The sequence below is a fragment of the Bacteroides caecicola genome (assembly GCF_023337095.1).
GTDB classification, from domain to species: domain Bacteria; phylum Bacteroidota; class Bacteroidia; order Bacteroidales; family Bacteroidaceae; genus Phocaeicola; species Phocaeicola gallinarum.
Window position 1 is genome coordinate 49,266 of the sequence record NZ_JAMBLM010000006.1, and the last position, 18,694, is coordinate 67,959.

At 54.5% G+C, this 18,694-nt stretch carries 12 protein-coding genes; 6 read left to right on the plus strand and 6 right to left on the minus strand.

From position 1 onward, the window contains the following. Positions 1-6 precede the first annotated feature (6 nt). The gene (locus M3085_RS07465; protein ID WP_249052687.1) at positions 7-1,602 is read left to right on the plus strand and encodes a hypothetical protein; all 1,596 of its coding nucleotides are present in this window, start codon (positions 7-9) and stop codon (positions 1,600-1,602) included. Between the two features lie 117 nt (positions 1,603-1,719). Here M3085_RS07465 and M3085_RS07470 read toward each other — a convergent pair whose 3' ends face one another. After that, complete coding sequence (locus tag M3085_RS07470; protein ID WP_191710727.1) at positions 1,720-2,631, minus strand: helix-turn-helix domain-containing protein; 912 nt, start codon at positions 2,629-2,631, stop codon at positions 1,720-1,722. A 167-nt stretch (positions 2,632-2,798) separates the two neighbouring features. On the opposite strand from M3085_RS07470, the gene M3085_RS07475 reads away from it, so the two are divergent. The 5 genes from M3085_RS07475 to M3085_RS07495 are packed head-to-tail and all read left to right on the plus strand — an operon-like array spanning position 2,799 to position 8,691. Then, positions 2,799-4,052, plus strand: coding sequence for a TolC family protein (locus M3085_RS07475; protein WP_204500312.1), 1,254 nt, complete (start codon positions 2,799-2,801; stop codon positions 4,050-4,052). 23 nt (positions 4,053-4,075) lie between these two features. Next, on the plus strand, positions 4,076-4,987 hold the full coding sequence (locus M3085_RS07480) for an HlyD family secretion protein (protein WP_178256782.1): 912 nt from the start codon (positions 4,076-4,078) through the stop codon (positions 4,985-4,987). A 17-nt stretch (positions 4,988-5,004) separates the two neighbouring features. Next, positions 5,005-6,450: an ATP-binding cassette domain-containing protein gene (locus M3085_RS07485; protein WP_249052688.1), complete on the plus strand. Its 1,446-nt coding sequence runs from the start codon at positions 5,005-5,007 to the stop codon at positions 6,448-6,450. Between the two features lie 48 nt (positions 6,451-6,498). After that, entirely contained in the window at positions 6,499-7,608 is a 1,110-nt protein-coding gene (locus tag M3085_RS07490) for an ABC transporter permease (RefSeq protein ID WP_178256784.1), read from the plus strand. Positions 7,609-7,629: 21 nt separating this feature from the next. After that, the gene (locus tag M3085_RS07495; RefSeq protein WP_191710786.1) at positions 7,630-8,691 is read left to right on the plus strand and encodes an ABC transporter permease; all 1,062 of its coding nucleotides are present in this window, start codon (positions 7,630-7,632) and stop codon (positions 8,689-8,691) included. A gap of 2 nt (positions 8,692-8,693) precedes the next feature. Here M3085_RS07495 and M3085_RS07500 read toward each other — a convergent pair whose 3' ends face one another. From M3085_RS07500 to gltB, 5 genes are all read right to left on the minus strand, one after another. Beyond that, positions 8,694-9,923, minus strand: a complete 1,230-nt coding sequence (locus M3085_RS07500) for an LL-diaminopimelate aminotransferase (RefSeq protein WP_249052689.1) — start codon at positions 9,921-9,923, stop codon at positions 8,694-8,696. A gap of 214 nt (positions 9,924-10,137) precedes the next feature. After that, positions 10,138-10,953 carry a diaminopimelate epimerase gene (dapF, locus tag M3085_RS07505; protein ID WP_288732976.1) on the minus strand — a complete coding sequence of 272 codons (816 nt, stop codon included), beginning with the start codon at positions 10,951-10,953 and terminating at the stop codon, positions 10,138-10,140. Then, on the minus strand, positions 10,937-12,643 hold the full coding sequence (gene asnB, locus M3085_RS07510) for an asparagine synthase B (protein ID WP_249052690.1): 1,707 nt from the start codon (positions 12,641-12,643) through the stop codon (positions 10,937-10,939). Before asnB ends, dapF begins: the two co-directional genes overlap by 17 nt. Before the next feature lie 48 nt (positions 12,644-12,691). Beyond that, positions 12,692-14,032 carry a glutamate synthase subunit beta gene (locus M3085_RS07515; protein ID WP_191710722.1) on the minus strand — a complete coding sequence of 447 codons (1,341 nt, stop codon included), beginning with the start codon at positions 14,030-14,032 and terminating at the stop codon, positions 12,692-12,694. Positions 14,033-14,064: 32 nt separating this feature from the next. Next, positions 14,065-18,585 carry a glutamate synthase large subunit gene (gene gltB / locus M3085_RS07520; RefSeq protein WP_178256789.1) on the minus strand — a complete coding sequence of 1,507 codons (4,521 nt, stop codon included), beginning with the start codon at positions 18,583-18,585 and terminating at the stop codon, positions 14,065-14,067. Positions 18,586-18,694: the final 109 nt, after the last annotated feature.

Sequence of the window (18,694 nt, forward strand, 5' to 3'; positions counted from 1 at the left end):
ACACGTATGGGAGCGCCTGTATTAAACGGCCCTTTTACGATGCCGATGTTCCGCTCATTCGTGCCTCGCAAGATTCAGCCGTGGATTTATGCCTTTTTTGCTATTACTTTCCAGCTTTCGGGGGGATTATATCTGGGCACACTGAACCAAATGATGGGAGAAACTGCCTTGATGCGTGAAGACCTGATGATGTGTCTTTATGCAAATTTGGCGGGAATGGCAATCTACTTTCCGTTATTGTTCCGCATGAAGTTCCGCTTTACGAACAAAACGTTACTGATAGCCGCGGCAACGGGAGTATTATGTTGCAACCTGATAGCTCCACACGTCAGGTTTCTGCCGCTTTTGTGGGCGATATGTTTCGTGGAGGGTATCTGCAAAATTCAGGGAACTTTCGAATGTATGTCGAATATCCAGCTTTGGATGACGCCGAAGCGAGACTTCACCGTATTCTTTCCCATGCTTCACATTATTATATTGGGCAGTATGCAAGCGTCCGACCTCTGTTCGGTATATCTGATGTATTATTTCCACTGGAGTTACATGCACTGGTTTATTGCCGGAATCATGGTAGTCGATTTGCTGGTACTGCATACCTGTATCCGCCATTTCCGTATTATCAAGAAGTTTCCGCTATTCGGCATCGACTGGTTGGGTGCAGTGCTTTGGTCTGCTTTTTTATTGGAAGTGGCGTATTTCTTCAACTACGCCGATTGGTACGACTGGTGGAACAGTCCGGTTATCTGCCGGCTTGCCGTAGTCATCGTGCTTACACTGACGGTTTGCGTGGGGCGGATGTGCTCCATCCGTCATCCTTTTTTCGAGCCAAAGATGTGGACATATCGGCATTTAATCCCTGTACTGCTCCTGATAACGGTGGTCGAAGGATTGCTCGCCACCGAACATGTATTGGAAGAAGTGTTTTACTCTGATGTAATGCGATACGAGGAAACCGTCAGCGTGCAGTTAGATTGGATGATGCTCATCGGCGTAATCGGCGGATGCCTGTTTGCCTACTGGTGGATGCACGTAAAACGGTTCAATTACCTGCGCCTTATTATTGTCGGGATAGCGGGTATAGGCTGTTACTTAATGGGGTATTATTTCACCGTGTCATCAGACATCCATTTGTCTCAACTTTACCTTCCTACCTTGTGCCGCGGCTTTGCATACGCCATTTTGAGCGCAACTTTCATGACGTGTCTGGAAGAAATCATGACTTTTCAGCATTTCTTCCAAGCCCTAAGCGTATTCAACATGCTGCACATGATAGTAGGCGGCGTAATGGGAGCTGCCCTGTACACCCGCGGACTGTCGTATTACGTATCCGACAACATTTCCCGTTACGGGGCGGCAATCAATCATACTTCGTTAGGGAAAAACGCTTTTATATCCGGCGATTACATAGAGAGATTCATCTCACAAATGATGGAAATCAGCGTCAAACAGATTTACGGTTGGGCTATCTACGGCTGCATCTTGCTGTTTCTTTTATTTTTGCTATACGATGCCCCCATACGCCGCGAATTAAAACAGATACCCGGTTGGCGCAGCCTGCGTAAAGAGATAGCCGAAACGTTTTCCAAGCCCAGACAGAGGTAGCGGAAGTGCTCGGATTACCCCCGGAAAACGCAACCGTTAGCGTTACTCATCCCATGCGGTAGCGTTAACCGGTTCTACCCATAGAATTACTCCGTTCTATGGGTAGCGTTTTTCACCTTATTTAGACCTCTCTTTTCTATACTCGTAAGGCGTTTTTCCGGTTATGCGGCGGAAAAACTTGCAAAAGAACGAAGCGTTCGGAAAATTCAAGTCGTCTGCTATCTGATAAACCAACTTATCGGTGTAACAAAGTTGCAACTTGGCTTCTTGGATAACAGCTTCATTCACCCAGTCCATCACGGTTTTTCCGCTGGTATCCCGAATCACCGTACTCAGATAGCGAGGTGTAAGATACAGATTATCTGCATAAAACGATACGTTCCGTTCAGAAACGGCATACTTATTAACAAGGTTGATAAACCTGTTGAAAAGTTTTTCCCGACGGGTATGTTCCTGACGCGACACCGTAGCATCGCGATGATAACACACTTCCATCTGACGAAACAAAGCGGAAATAAGACTCCGGACAGTATCGCGCGGGAAAGGCTCGTCGTGTAACACGTCCCAAATCAAATCCAAGAACATAACCAACCGCTTCCGCTCCTTTTCATTCAAATCGACAACAAAGAAAATTCCTCCTTGCAAGTAAGCGTGCAGCAAAGGCTCTTTCTGCCAACCTTCCATAAAATCATCGACAAAAGTCAGCATGGTAACATCTATGTTTTTAGGCATTTCCACAAACTCAAGCACAGCTCCCGGCGATGTGACCACTAACTGGTTTGATGAAACAATCACCTCACGCAGATTAATACGGACACGGATATGCCCCGACCGGATATAAACAATCCTTCCTTCGGTCAGCCGATAGGGTTTTCCCGGTATCAGTATAGATTCCGAAATCTCTTCCATCCCCTCTACCGAACGCACAAAACCCAGTTCGGGGGTAATGAAACGACTTTCATTACGCCGCGTAAAGGGGAAATCGTGTATCTGCTGCAAAGCAAGCAGAAAAAGGCCATTCTGTTCCATATTCTATATTTTAATATTACTTCCCGCAAAGATAATTATTCGCAACAAAAACAAGAGATGTCAGGTGCAAAATCAAACAAACAGAACATTCAAAGCAAACAATGGAACTTCTTAATATGGACAGAACAATCTATATTTGCAAAAAGAACCTCAAAATCGACTTATTTATGATACGAACCTGTTTATTGATGCTGTTTTGTGGCTTCTGCCTTTCTACTTTCGGACAGGTGACTTTGGACGAATGTCGGGCTGCCGCACAACAAAATTACCCGCTGGCAAGGCAATACGACCTGATTCGCTTATCGGAACAATACACCCTTTCGAATGCTACACGGGGAAACTTGCCTCAACTTTCGATAAGCGGAAAAGCCTCTTACCAAAGCGATGCGACCACTTTGCCGTTTTCGATTCCCGAAGTAGACTTTCACGGACTGCCCAAAGACCAGTACCAGATAGTGGCGGAAGTGCGCCAGAACATTTGGGACGGCGGAGAGATACGAAGCCGGAAACGTCAGGTAGAAGCCGAATCGGACGAAGCAACCCGCCAGTTGGACGTAAGCATGTATGCGCTCAACGAACAGGTGAATCAGATTTTCTTCGGCATCTTACTGATAGATGAGCAACTGAAACAAAACGCCTTATTCCACGAAGAACTCGAAAGAAATTTGCAAAACGTTTCGGCTTATCGCGACAACGGTACGGCAAACGATGCGGATGTGGATGCCGTAAATGTAGAGATACTCAACAATAAACAACAGCGAATCACTCTCGAAACCAACCGACGGTCTTACGTACGGATGCTTGCGCTGCTCACGGGAAAAGAGCTTTCGCCCGATATCCTTTTAGAACGTCCCGTTCTGCCAGCCGAAGAATCAGCTCTCGTTATCCGGCGTCCGGAATTATCGCTATACGACGCGCAAGAACATACGCTCGACATTCGCCGCCAACATTTGCGCACAGGATATTTGCCGCGACTCAGTCTGTTCGCACAAGGAGGTTACGGCAATCCGGGATTGAACATGCTGAAAGACAAATTCGAGGCTTACTACATCGTAGGGGCACGGATGAATTGGAATTTCGGAAGCCTGTATACCTTGAAGAATGACAGACGGAAACTCGATACCGAACAGCTACAAATAGCAAGCAAACGCGACGTGTTCTTACTGAATACCCACTTGCAGCTTGCCGAACAGGAGGGAGCCATCCATGCTTTACGCCAACAAATGGAAAAAGACGATGAAATTATTCGCCTGCGGTCCAACATACGCCGCTCAGCCGAAGCCAAAGTAGCCAACGGGACACTGACTGTAACTGAGATGCTTCGGGAACTGACTGCCGAAAATCTTGCCCGGCAAACAAAAGCGCAACACGAAATACAGTTACTGATGGAGATTTACGAACAAAAGCACTTAACCAATTAAAGATAACCTAAAAATATACATTTATGAGACGCTTACATTTACTCCTTGCCACTATCATAGCGACAGGCCTGTCGGCTTGCCGCTCCAATGAGGATTTTGATGCCACGGGGACATTCGAAGCGACTGAAATCATCGTATCGGCAGAAGCCAACGGAAGACTGTTTCAACTCAACGCGGAAGAAGGAACCGTACTGAAACAACATGAAGAGGTAGGACTGATAGATACCGTACAGCTTTACTTGAAGAAATTGCAATTAGAGGCAAACATGAAATCCGTAAAAAGCCAACGACCTGACATCCGCAAGCAAATTGCCTCTACGCAAGAACAAATAGCTAAAGCGGAACGCGAACGGGAACGTGTGGCAAATCTGTTGAAAGCCAACGCTGCCAACCGTAAGCAGTTAGACGACTGGGATTCGCAGCTCGCCGTCCTGCGCCGACAGTTGGACGCTCAACTTTCTACGCTGACCAACAGTACGACAAGCCTCAACGAGCAAAGTTCTTCGGTAGCCATCCAAGTAGCCCAAATCGAAGACCAATTGCGCAAATGCCATGTCCTTGCTCCTATCAGCGGAACGGTGCTTGCCAAATATGCCGAGCCGGGCGAAGTGGCATCCATCGGCAAGCCGTTGTTTAAAATAGCCGATATGGAGCATGTTTTCCTACGCGCTTACATAACATCCACCCAGTTGTCGCAAATAAAATTAGGAAGTAAAGTAAAAGTATTCGCCGATTTTGGTGACGACAACCGTATTCCATACGAAGGCACAGTAACATGGATTGCCGACGAAGCCGAATTTACACCTAAAACCATCCTTACCAACGATGAACGCTCTCACCAAGTATATGCCGTGAAAATAGCAGTACACAATGACGGATTCATCAAACTGGGCATGTACGGCGAAGTAAAGTTTAACAACGAAACGCAGCAATAAGCAAAAAACGAACGGATATGGAAAGTATCATCGAAGTAAATCATATTACCAAACACTACGGGGTGACCGAAGCACTGAGCGATGTGTCTTTCCACGTAAAGCGGGGAGAGATATTCGGATTGATAGGTCCGGACGGAGCCGGGAAAACGACTCTCTTCCGCATCATTGCCACGCTGGTTTCTGCCGAAAAGGGTACGGCGTATGTATGCGGATTTGATACAGAAAAAGAGTATAAGGCTATCCGTAGACGCACAGGATACATGCCCGGAAAGTTTTCGCTGTATCAAGATTTGACGGTAGAAGAAAACCTGAACTTTTTTGCCACACTGTTCGGTACCTCCGTGGCGGCACACCGCGAACTGATAAATGACATCTATCGGCAGATAGAACCGTTTCGCAAACGGCGGGCGGGAGCACTATCCGGCGGGATGAAACAGAAACTCGCACTTTGCTGCGCTTTGGTTCACAGCCCGGAAGTGTTGCTGCTCGACGAACCTACCACGGGAGTAGATCCGGTATCGCGCAGAGAGTTTTGGACAATACTGGAGAGATTAAGCAAACAGGGAATTACCATTGTGGTGTCTACGCCCTTTATGGACGAGGCAAGCATGTGTCACCGCATCGCATTTATTCATGAGGGACATATCCGAGGCATTGGAACACCTCCGGAAATACTGGAAAGATTCAAAGAAATTCTTTGTCCGCCTAAACTGGAGAGAAATCCTCCCGCAGCAGAAAACCAACTTGCCATTAGCGTGAAAGGGCTGGTAAAACGATTCGGTACGTTTACCGCCGTCGACGGAATTTCATTTGAGGTGGAACGCGGGGAAGTGTTCGGATTCCTCGGAGCCAATGGAGCCGGAAAAACAACCGCCATGCGTATCCTTTGTGGCTTGAGCATACCTTCCGGAGGAGAAGCGAAGGTTTTGGGGTTCGACGTACGTACTCAAAGCGAAGAGATAAAAAAGAACATCGGATACATGAGCCAGAAATTTTCACTGTACGAAGATTTGAAAGTATGGGAAAACATGCGTTTGTTTGCCGGTATTTACGGTGTTCCTTCCAACGAAATTGCTTCCCGAATCGAAACGATGTTACACAGCATCGGGCTGTATGAAGAGCGTGACACCTTAGTGCGCAAACTTCCGCCGGGATGGAAACAGCGGCTGGCATTCGGCGTAGCAGTTATTCATAACCCGCACCTTGTGTTCCTCGACGAACCTACGGGTGGTGTCGATCCTGCCACGCGCCGACAATTCTGGGAGTTGATTTACCAAGCATCCGCCCGAGGTATTACCTTTTTCGTTACCACGCACTGCATGGACGAAGCTGAATACTGCGACCGTATATCGATGATGGTAGACGGACGAATACGAGCCATCGGAACTCCCGATGAACTGAAAAAGCAGTTTGAAGCCAAAGACATGGACGAAGTGTTCAGGAAACTGGCACGGGGATTTTGAGTGTCATTAGTATAAATAAGTATATAACAGATAAAGATACTGAGAGCCATGAAACAATTCTTTGCATTCGTCTGGAAAGAATTTCATCACATCTTGCGAGACCGCCGCACGATGCTGATACTTATCGGTATGCCCATCGTACAAATTATTCTATTCGGTTTTGCCATCTCTACCGAAGTGAAAGACATAAAGACGGCGGTAGTAGCACCGAATCTCAATGCAGACGCGCATTATCTTATCGACCGGCTCGATGCCGGAGAGTATTTTTCCGTAAAATACGTAACCGGCTCTGTAAAAGAAGTAGAGCGATTATTCAGACAAAACCGAATAGAACTGGCTGTGGTCTTGCCTGATGACTTGCAACGGGGGCGTTTTGACAGCGAGAGCGTTCAACTGATAGTGGATGCCACCGACCCCAATCTGGCACTGACGCGAACTGCATACGCCCAAAACGTATTGTCGGCCATACGTCAATCTCTTACTGCCAACCTGTCTGCCGAAGCGGGTGAACCGCATCTGAAGGTCACGACCAAATTGCTTTACAACCCGCAAATGAAGAGCGCGTACAACTTTGTACCGGGAGTAATGGGACTGATACTGATGCTGATTTGTGCCATGATGACTTCAATCTCCATTGTCCGCGAGAAAGAAACAGGCACGATGGAGGTGCTGCTTGTTTCTCCTGCCGGAGCGCTGTTCATTATCCTCTCCAAATCTGTCCCCTACCTTGTGTTGTCGCTCGTCAACCTGACCACCATCCTGCTGTTGGCTGTGCTGGTGTTAGACGTTCCCATAGCAGGAAGCCTCGCTGCGCTGATAGGGGTATCGCTGCTGTTTATTTTCGTTTCACTGGCGCTGGGCCTGCTCATTTCGTGCGTGGTACGTACGCAAGTGGCGGCGTTGCTGGCGTCGGCGTTGTTGCTGCTGTTGCCCACGGTATTGTTGTCGGGTCTGATATTCCCGGTAGAAAGTATGCCACCCGTACTGCAAGCGGTGGCTTGCGCCATACCTGCGCGGTGGTACATAGGAGCGGTACGCCGGCTCATGATAGAGGGTGTGCCGCCTGCATACGTGGCAACAGAGGTGGCAGTGCTTACCGTCATGGCGCTGGCACTGGTGGCACTGACAGCGCGCCTGTTTAAAAAACGATTGGATTAACACGAAAGGAGGCATGTTATGATATTACGTTACCTTATCGAAAAAGAGTTCCGGCAACTGCGCCGAAACAGTTTCTTGCCGAGGCTGATTCTGCTGTTTCCGTGTATGGTGATGCTCGTCATGCCGTGGGCTGCCACAATGGAAATCGAAAACCTGCGTGTGGCTGTCATCGACAATGACCACAGCGAGATGTCGACACGGTTGGTACACCGCATCGGGGCATCGCGCTACTTCAAGCTGGCAGAGCTGCCGTCTTCGTATCGTGCGGGGCTGGAAGCCATTGAGAAAGACCGCGCAGACCTGATATTGGAGATTCCGCGCGGATTTGAGAAGGAGCAAATAAACGGAAGGACTGCCGAAGTGATGGTGGCGGTAAACACTGTAAACGGCACGAAAGGAGCATTAGGCAGCTCGTATCTCACGCAAATTTTGATGGATACGTCCTCCCCTGTCCCGTCAGTGCGCTACCGTTTCAACCCACACTCAGACTACAAGGTGTTCATGGTTCCGGCACTGATGGCACTTGTGCTGGTAATGCTGTGCGGATTTCTGCCGGCGCTGAACGTGGTGAGCGAGAAGGAGGCGGGCACCATGGAGCAGATGAACGTTACGCCCGTGGGACGCACGGCGTTCACCCTTGCCAAGCTGCTGCCTTACTGGGCGATGGGCGCGGTGGTGCTGACGCTGTGCATGGGGCTGGCGCGAGCGATGTACGGCATCAGCCCGGCGGGAAGCCCTGCCACGGTGTTTCTCGCGGCAGGGGTGTTCGTGCTGGTGATGTCGGGGCTGGGGCTGGTCATCTCGAACCATTCTGCCACCATGCAGCAGGCGATGTTCGTCATGTGGTTCTGCATGTTGGTGTTCATCCTCATGAGCGGGCTGTTTACGCCCATTGCCAGTATGCCGCCGTGGGCGCAGGCCGTTACCTACCTGAACCCGCTGCGTTACTTCATGGAGGTGATGCGCACAGTGTATCTCAAGGGCGGAGGGGTGACCGATGTGGCGGCGAACCTTGCTGTGATGGCGGGATTTGCCGCGGTGCTGGGCACGTGGGCGGTGGCGAGTTACCGCAAGAGGGGGTAGGACTACAGCCCTGCCTGCAAGCGGCGCATGGCTTCGGCGCAGTCGTCGCGTTTACCGAAGGCAGTGAGCCGCAGGTAGCCCTCGCCCGACGGACCGAAGCCGGAGCCGGGGGTGGTGACGATGCCGGCACAGCGCAGCAGGTGGTCGAAGAACTGCCATGAGGTTTGCCCGCCGGGGGCTTTGAGCCAGAGGTAGGGGGCATCCGTGCCGCCGTACACCTCAAGGCCGGCGGAGCGCAGGGCGGCGAGCATGAGGCGGGCGTTTTCCATGTAGTAGCCCACAGCTTGGCACACCTGCTGACGGCCTTCGGGGGTGTAGACGGCTTCGGCACCGCGCTGGGCGATGTAGCTCGCGCCGTTGAACTTGGTAGTCTGGCGGCGGTTCCACAAGGGGTTGAGTGACACGCGGCCGCCGCCGGGGGCAGAGAGTGTCACGCCGTGGGGCACCACGGTGTAACCGCAGCGCACGCCCGTAAAGCCGGCGGTCTTCGAGAAGCTGCGTATTTCTACCGCCACGCGCTCGGCGCCCGGTATCTCGTAGATGGTGTGGGGAATGTCGGGATGAGTGATGTATGCCTCGTAAGCAGCGTCGAACACGATGAGCGAATCGTTCTCAAGCGCATAGTCAACCCACCGTTTCAGTTCGGCGCGGGTGAGCGTGGTACCGGTGGGGTTGTTGGGGTAGCAGAGATAAATGAGGTCGGGACGGCGGCGGGGCAGATCGGGCACGAAGCCGTTTTCAGCCGTGGAGGACAGGTAAGTGATGCGACTCCAGCGGCCGTCGGGACAGGGTTCACCGGCACGGCCCGCCATCACGTTGGTATCGACGTAGACGGGGTAGACGGGGTCAGTCACGGCGATGGTGGCGGGGGTGTCGAGCAGCTCGCCGATGTTGGCAGTGTCGCTCTTGGCACCGTCGCTCACAAACACTTCGTCGGGCGAGAGGTTCACGCCCAGCGGGGCGAAGTCATGGCGGACGATGGCCTCACGCAGGAAGCCGTAGCCCTGTTCGGGACCGTAGCCGTGGAAGGTGTCGGCAGATGCCAGCTCGTCGACGGCGCGGTGCATCGCCTCAATGGAGGCGGCGGGCAAGGGGCGGGTCACGTCGCCGATGCCCAAACGGATGAGCCTGCTGCCGGGGTTCTGCGCAAGGTATTGGTCTACGCGGTGTGCTATTTCAGAAAAAAGGTAACTCGCTGAGAGTTTCAGGTAATGGGGGTTTACTGTTGACATAGGTGTATTTCTTTTGCAGGCCAGCGGCTGACATGCCGCCGTCTTGCCGGTTTTACTGATATGATCTTGCTGTTTTTTATTTGTGACGGTATGTCCCGGCGGGAGTGCCGGAACGCTACCCGAAGCGCATCGTTACGCTACCCGTAGTGCAGGCCTGCGCTATGGGTAGCGCAAGGCATCGCTTGCGGTAGCGTAACGGTACGCTGCGAAGGGCTTATCCGGGGAGGGAGATTTCGCCGTCGAACACGCTCACGGCAGGCCCGGTCATGCGCACGGTACCGTCGGCCTCGCTCCAGTGAATCAGCAGCGTGCCGCCGTCCATCCGCACTGCCGAACGGCGAGGCGAACGGTGGGTGAAGGCTGCCGCCACAGCGGTGGCACAGGCGCCCGTGCCGCAGGCTTGGGTGATGCCCGAACCGCGCTCCCACACGCGCATCCGGATTTCGGCATCGCCGGTTATTTGGGCGAACTCCACGTTCACGCGGTGGGGGAACAGGGGATGGTGCTCCAGCAGCGGACCCACTCCGGGCAGGTCGACGCTTTCGGCATCGTCAACGAATATCACCAAGTGGGGATTGCCCATTGACAGGGCGATACCTTCGCCGAAGGGGTAGCCCGCGCCCAGCTCCACGCGGCGGATGAGCGTGGGAACGCCCATGTCGACCGTCACGGCGTCTACCTGCCTTTGGGGGGAGACGTGGAGGTGGAGCGTTTTCACGCCCGAAAGCGTTTCAAGCCTGATTTCGGTCTTATCCGTCAGCCCGCGCTCGTAGAGGTACTTGCCAATACAGCGGCTGGCGTTTCCGCACATCATCGCCTCGGAGCCGTCGGCATTGAAAATGCGCATACTGAAGTCGGCAACCGATGAAGCGCCTATCAGCACCAGCCCGTCGCTGCCGATGCCCGTATGGGGGCGGCTCCACTCGATGGCGGCGCGGCGGGGGTCAGCGATGGGATAGCGCAGGGTGTCGACGTAGATGTAGTCGTTTCCCGCCCCGTGCATTTTAGTAAACTTAACTTTCATGGGCAGCAGGGGTTTGGGTATAAGCGTCGGCGTGTACGCCCGTCACGGCGCGTCCGCTCGGCTCGTTCATGTTCTTAAATGACGCATCCCATGCGAGGGCTTCCGCCGTGGAGCACGCCACGCTGGGCACACTGGGCACACTGAGGGCGGCGCTGCGCGAGGGGAAGTATTCCTCGAAGATGCTGCGGTAGTAGTATTCTTCTTTGTTGCGAGGCGGATTGATGGGGAAGCGGAGGGCGGCGTGTGCCATCTCGTCGTCGGTCACGGCGCGCGCGGTCACTTCCTTGAGGGTGTCTATCCAGCTGTATCCCACCCCGTCGCTGAACTGTTCTTTCTGCCGCCACGCCACGCCGGGAGGAAGCATGTCGGCAAACGCCTCGCGCACGATTTTCTTTTCTATCACGCTGCCCGGACACATCTTGAGGCGGGGGTCGGTGTGCATCGCCACGTCAAGGAACTCCTTGTCGAGGAAGGGAACGCGCCCTTCGACGCCCCATGCGGCAAGCGACTTGTTGGCGCGCAGGCAGTCGTACTGGTAGAGTTTGGAGAGCTTGCGCACGGTTTCTTCGTGGAAGGCGCGGGCATCGGGCGCCTTGTGGAAGTAGAGGTATCCGCCGAACACCTCGTCGGCTCCCTCGCCGCTCAGCACCATTTTGATGCCCATGCTGCGGATGACACGCGCCAGCAGGTACATCGGGGTAGACGCACGCACGGTGGTGACATCGTAAGTCTCAATATAATAGATGACATCGCGCAGGGCGTCGAGTCCCTCGTCGATGGTGTAATGGATTTCGTGGTGGACGGTGCCGATGAAGTCGGCCACCTCGCGCGCCTTCTCCAAGTCGGGGGCACCTTTCAGCCCGATGGCAAACGAGTGCAGGCGGGGCCACCATGCTTCTTTCCGCCCGTCGGTCTCTACCCTGCGCGACGCATATTTCTTGGCGATGGCGGAGATGACGGAGCTATCGAGCCCGCCCGAAAGCAGTACGCCGTAGGGCACGTCGCTCATGAGCTGGCGGCGCACGGCGTCTTCGAGGGCTTCCCTGATGCGGAAGGAGGCAGCGCGGGGCTCGTCTGCACCGCCGGTATCCACTCCGTCGTATTCAAACCAGTCGCGCCGATACCAGCGCACCATCTTCCCCTCGCGGCTCGAATAGTAATGTCCGGGCAGGAAAGGTTCGTAACGCTCGCAGAAGCCTTCCAGTGCTTTCAGCTCGCTGGCGCAGTACACCGTACCATCGGCATCGTAGCCGATATAAAAGGGAATGACGCCTATCGGGTCGCGTGCGATGAGAAACTCGTCGCGCTCCTCGTCGTAAAGGGCGAAGGCGAATATACCGTTCAGTTCTTCCAGAAAGCGTATCCCTTTGTCGCGGTAAAGCGCCAAGATGACCTCACAATCGCTCCCAGTACGGAAGTCGTACCGTCCTTCGTAGCGGCGACGGATGTCGCGGTGGTTGTATATCTCACCGTTCACGGCAAGAATCTGCCGGCGGTCGGGTGAATAAAGGGGCTGTCCGCCGCTCTGCGGGTCGACTATCGAAAGCCGCTCGTGAGCAAGTATGGCGGAGCCGCCACAATAGATTCCGCTCCAGTCGGGACCGCGGTGACGTATCTTCTTAGCCATCGCCAGCGCCTTGTTCCGGAGTGCGGGTGTCTGTTCCTTAATGTTGAATATTGCTGCTATCCCACACATGATTTTAATCGTTGTATTTGTATGTTGTATATCTTCGTATCGTGTATCTTATTCTCTCAAATAGCGGTCGATGTCTCCGGCTGCCTTGCGTCCGGATGCGATGCACCTTACCACCAAACTGGCTCCCGTGGCTGCGTCGCCCGCCACAAAAGCGTTTTCGGGCAGCGGCGGGAGTTCGGGTTTCAGAAATCCCATTGCCAGCAGTACGAGGTCGGCTTTAAGGGTTTCCTTCCGTCCCGTGGGAGTCATCATCGGACGTCCGCCGGCGGGATCGGGAATCCATTCCACCTCCTCCACTTCCACACCCGAAACGTGTCCACCTTTTCCCAAGAAACGGACGGACGACAAGCTCCAGCGGCGCGCACATCCCTCTTCGTGGCTGCTGCTTGTTTTCAGTACCCGCGGATACTGTGGCCATGGCGTATCGGGATTCTCGCCCACGGGAGGCTTGGGCATGATTTCAATCTGGGTTACGCTCAGTGCTCCCTGACGGTTGCTCGTACCGATACAGTCACTGCCCGTATCGCCGCCGCCGATTACCAGCACGTGTTTTCCCCGTGCCGAGATGCGTTCGTCTTTCGTGAAAGTCTGTCCGGCAAGCACGCGGTTCTGCTGGGCAAGCATCTCCATCGCAAAGTGAATTCCTTTCAGTTCCCGTCCCGGAATGGAGAGGTCGCGTGCCTGCGGCGTTCCGGTACATACGCAGTAAGCGTCGAAACCTTCGGGCAGGCAATTCAGGTCGATTTCCGAATTAACCTTGAATGTGATGCCTTCCTGTTCCATCAGGTGCAGACGCCGGTCGATTATCGGTTTATGGAGCTTGAAGTTCGGGATGCCGAAACGCAGCAGCCCGCCAATGTACTCCAGCTTCTCGAACACAGTCACCTCATAGCCCCTCCGGTTTAGCTGGTTGGCAGCCGCAAGTCCCGCCGGTCCCGATCCGATAACCGCCACCCGCTTCCCGTTGCGCGGATAACTGCCGGGACGGATGAATCCCTCGCGAAAGGCAGCCTCGATAATCGCCGCCTCGTCTTCGCGGATGGTGACCGGCTCTCCCATGCTGAGCTGAAGCACACAACTCTTCTCGCACAGTGCCGGACAGATGCGTCCCGTAAACTCCGGGAAATCGTTCGTAAGGCTCAGTATCTCATACGCCTCGCGCCATTTCCCCCGCCAGAGTGCATCCTGAAATTCAGGAGGACGGTTGCCCAGCGGACATGCCCAATGGCAAAACGGCACTCCGCAATCCATGCAGCGCGAGGCTTGCAGGCGGCGTTCCCCGCTGTTTAATGTTTGCTCTACCTCGCCAAAGTCGGCGATACGGTCGTGGACAGGGCGGTAACCCGCTTCCTGCCGCGGTATAGTTAAGAATGCTTTTGGGTTTCCCATATCTTGATTTGATTTTTAAGTCTTTCACACGGTTAATAATCGCGCTGCACTTCGGCAATCTTTTCCTGCAACTTGCGCATCTGCTCTTCTGCCAGCACCTTCTTATATTCGATGGGCGTAACCTGAATGAACTCGTCGATGTAGCGATTCCAGTTGTCGAGCATCGTGCGTGCAAGCTGCGAGCCCGTGTACAGGTAATGCTGACGCACCAGCTCGTGAAGTTCCTTGCGTGAGGAAGCATCTTCAAGGAGCGACAATTCCACCATTTCCATGTTGCAGAAATAATCGAAGTTGCGGTTCTTGTCCCAAACGTAAGCCACTCCGCCACTCATTCCCGCCGCGAAATTGCGTCCCGTTCCGCCCAGAACGACTACCCTTCCGCCCGTCATGTACTCGCAGCAGTGGTCTCCCACGCCTTCTACCACGGCGATGGCTCCCGAGTTACGGACGGCAAAACGTTCGCCCGCACGGCCGTTGATGTAAACCTCCCCGCCGGTGGCACCATACAGCAGCGTGTTTCCTACTATCGTATTTTCCTCCGCCACGAATCCGCTGCGCACGGGAGGCTGTACCGAGATGCGTCCGCCGCTCAGTCCCTTGCCTAAATAATCATTCGCCTCGCCTTCCAGCCTGAAACTGATGCCATGAGCCAGAAACGCCCCGAAGCTCTGTCCTGCCGAGCCCTTGAACTTCACGCTGATGGTCTGGTCGGGCAGTCCCGCGTTGCCATACCTTGCAGCTACCTCCCCCGACAGCATGGCTCCCACCGAGCGGTCGGTATTGGCTATCGCATACTCCAGCGAAACCTCCTTGCCGTGTTCCAGAGCCTCCTTAGCGGCGGCAATCATGCCCACGTCCATCACATGGTCGATGTCGTGATGCTGGTTCGTCACGTGGTGGAGCGCCGAACCGTTATCCACCTTGTGCAGCAAGCGGCTGAAATCAAGCAGCGCAGCCTTCCCGCCCTTCGCCGGCGCAATGTCGATCAGGTCGGTACGGCCCACGATGTCTTCCAGCCTCGTAAAGCCCATCTCCGCCAGATACTCGCGCACCTCTTGGGCAAGGAAACGGAAATAGTTCACCACATACTCGTAATGTCCCCTGAAACGGCGGCGCAGGCGTTCGTCCTGCGTGGCCACCCCCACCGGGCATGTGTTGGCATGACACTTGCGCATCATCACACAGCCCAGCACGATGAGCGCCGCCGTGCCGAAAGCAAACTCGTCCGCCCCCAGCAGCGCCATGCAAATCACATCGCGCCCCGTCTTCAGCTGCCCGTCGGTCTGCAGACGCACCTGTCCGCGCAGCCCGTTCATCACCAGCGTCTGCTGCGTCTCGCTTAGTCCTATTTCGGGCGGGATGCCGGCATAACGCACCGAAGAAGCCGGAGAAGCCCCCGTGCCTCCCTCTGCACCCGAAATCACGATCAGGTCTGCCTTCGCCTTTGCCACGCCCGCGGCAATCGTTCCCACGCCGCTTTCCGCCACCAACTTCACGCTGATGTACGCCTTCGGGTTCACGTTCTTCAGGTCGAAGACAAGCTGTGCGAGGTCCTCTATCGAATAAATGTCATGATGGGGCGGGGGCGAAATCAGCGAGATGCCCGGGATGGAGTGGCGCGTGCGGGCTATCACCTCATCCACCTTGAAGCCCGGCAACTGCCCGCCCTCACCCGGCTTGGCACCCTGCGCCACCTTGATCTGTATCTCCTCGGCGTTGACAAGATATTCCGCCGTCACACCGAAGCGTCCCGAAGCCACCTGCTTGGTTTTGCTCGACAGTGGTATGCCGTCGTATGTGGCATGGAAACGCGCGGAGTCCTCTCCTCCCTCGCCCGTATTGCTGCGCGCCCCCAATTTGTTCATCGCCAGCGCCAGCGCTTCGTGAGCCTCCTTGCTGATTGCCCCGAACGAGATGGCACCCGTCACGAAATGGCGCACGATCTCCTCCACCGGCTCCACCTTGCTAATATCGATGGGATTCTTCCTGAAACGGAAAAAGTCGCGCAGGAAAACCGGATTCCCTTCCGTGTCCGCCTTCGCCGTAAACTCCTTGAAGCGCGCGTAACTACCCGTGCGTGTGGCAAGCTGTAGCGTGGCGATGGTCTCCGGATTCCAAGCGTGCCGCTCCCCGTCCTTGCGGTAAACCGACAGCCCGGCGTGAGGTAACAGCCCCTCCACCTCGCCGGCAGCATACCCCCGGCGGTGGAAAGTCTCGTAATCGCGGGCAATCTCCTTCAGCCCGATGCCTCCCACAGTGGAACACGGCGTGCCGAAATACGTCTTCAGCAGCCCCTCGCCCAAGCCTACCGCCTCGAAAATCTTCGCCCCGCGATACGAACGGATGGTGCTGATACCCATTTTGCTCATCACCTTGTAAAGCCCTTTGCATAGCGCCTGTATGTAGTTGCGTTCCGCCGTCTCGTAGTTCAACTGGATGTCGCCCCCCTTCACCAAACCGTCTATCACCGCAAAAGCCATGTACGGGTTAAGTGCGCTTGCCCCGTAGCCCAAGAGCAGCGCCGCGTGCATCACCTCTCGAATTTCACCACTCTCTACTACCAGCGCCGTCTGCACCCGCTTCTGCACCGATATCAGATGATGGTGCACGGCGCTTACCGCCAGCAACGACGGAACCGCCACATGTCCCGCATCCACGCCACGGTCGGACAGGATAATGTAGTTAGCACCCGCGTCCACAGCCGCTTCCGCCCCCTTACATAAGTCCGCCACCGCCTCACGCAGCCCCTCCTCGCCGCTTCCCGCTTCGAAGAGCATGGGCAGCTTCACCGTCTTGAATCCCTTGTAACGGATGTTGCACAAGATGTCAAGCTGCGTGTTCGTCAGTATCGGATGGGGCAGACGCACCATCTTGCAGTGGCTCTCGTCGGGCAGCAGGATGTTGTTTCCCACCGCCCCGATATACTCGGTGAGCGACATCACAAGCGCCTCGCGGATGGGGTCGACCGGCGGATTGGTGACCTGCGCAAACTGCTGTCTGAAATAACCAAACAAAAGCTGCGGTAAGTCCGACAGCACCGCCAGCGGCGTGTCGTTACCCATTGACGCCACAGGCTCGGCACCCGTCGTACACATGGGCGCCACGGTGCGCTCCACGTCCTCGCGCGTAAAGCCGAACGCACGCAACCTGCGGGCACAATCGTCCACCCCGTTTTCCACCTTCCGCCCGCTTTTCAGCGTGTCCAGCTCAATGCGGTTCGCCGCCAGCCACCGACGGTAAGGCTTTGCCGAGGCAAGAGCCTCCTTTATCTGTTCGTCATAATAAATACATCCCTGCTGTGTATCCACCAGCAACATCTTCCCCGGCTGCAGGCGTCCCTTCGCGCTGATGGCCTCCGGGTCGAAGTTTATCACCCCTGCCTCGCTCGCCACCACCATCATACCGTCTTTCGTAATCAGGTAACGCGCCGGACGCAGGCCATTACGGTCCAACATTCCCCCCGCGTAACGCCCGTCGCTGAAGAGCAGCGCCGCCGGCCCGTCCCACGGCTCCATCAAGATGGAATGATACTCGTAAAACGCCTTCAGGTCTTCGCTGATGGGATTCTTATCGTTGAACGATTCCGGCACAAGCATCGCCATGGCGTGCGGCAGGTCTAGCCCCGACATCACCAGAAACTCCAACACGTTATCAAGCGACGCGCTGTCGCTCATCCCCGGTTGCACAATGGGGCGTATATCCCTCACATCGCCCAGCAGCGGCGTGGAAAGCACCCCCTCACGCGCCTCTATCCACCCCCGGTTGCCCCGTATCGTGTTTATTTCACCGTTATGCGCCAACAGGCGGAAAGGCTGCGCAAGGCTCCACGTGGGAAACGTGTTCGTACTGAAACGCGAGTGCACGATGGCAAGGCCGCTTGTCAGATAAGGATGTGTCAGGTCAGAAAAATACGTCCGCAGCTGAACCGATGAGAGCATCCCCTTATACACCAGCGTACGGCTTGACAGCGACACGATATAAAAATCCTTGTGCGTAACCCTCCGCTCTATCCGTTTGCGCACCCGATAGAGCGTACGCTCAAGGTTCTCCGTAGCCGATGCACCCGTAATAAACACTTGCTTGATGTCCGGTTCCGTCTCGGCGGCACTCGCACCCAATACCGAACTATTAACCGGAACTGAGCGAAGATGCATCAACACCAAACCCTCACGCTCGATCTCCTCTATCAGCACACGCAAAATGGAAGACTGTTCGGAGGACGATTTGGGAAGAAATACCAGCCCCGTTCCGTATTTCCCCTTTTCGGGGACAGGGATACCTTGCAGCAAAATAAATTCATGCGGTATTTGTAACATGATGCCCGCACCGTCGCCCGTCTTGTTATCTGCACCTTCAGCGCCACGGTGCTTCAGGTTTTCCAATACTTTCAGTGCCGAATCTACCAATTCGTGTGACTTATTTCCGTGGATGTCCACTATCATGCCCACACCACAGGCATCGTGTTCGTTCGCAGCATCATACAATCCTAATGTACGTTGCGAACCCGTAGCCTTGTCTTTACTTTCCTCTCTAATAAAATTACTACTTTTCATTGGTGTTTGCTTTCTTTTATCTTCTTATTACTACTAATCAATAACAGTTTGATTGCAAAAATAGAATATAACTTTCTAAAGACAAAAGAGAAAAGCAAAAAGGCGATAC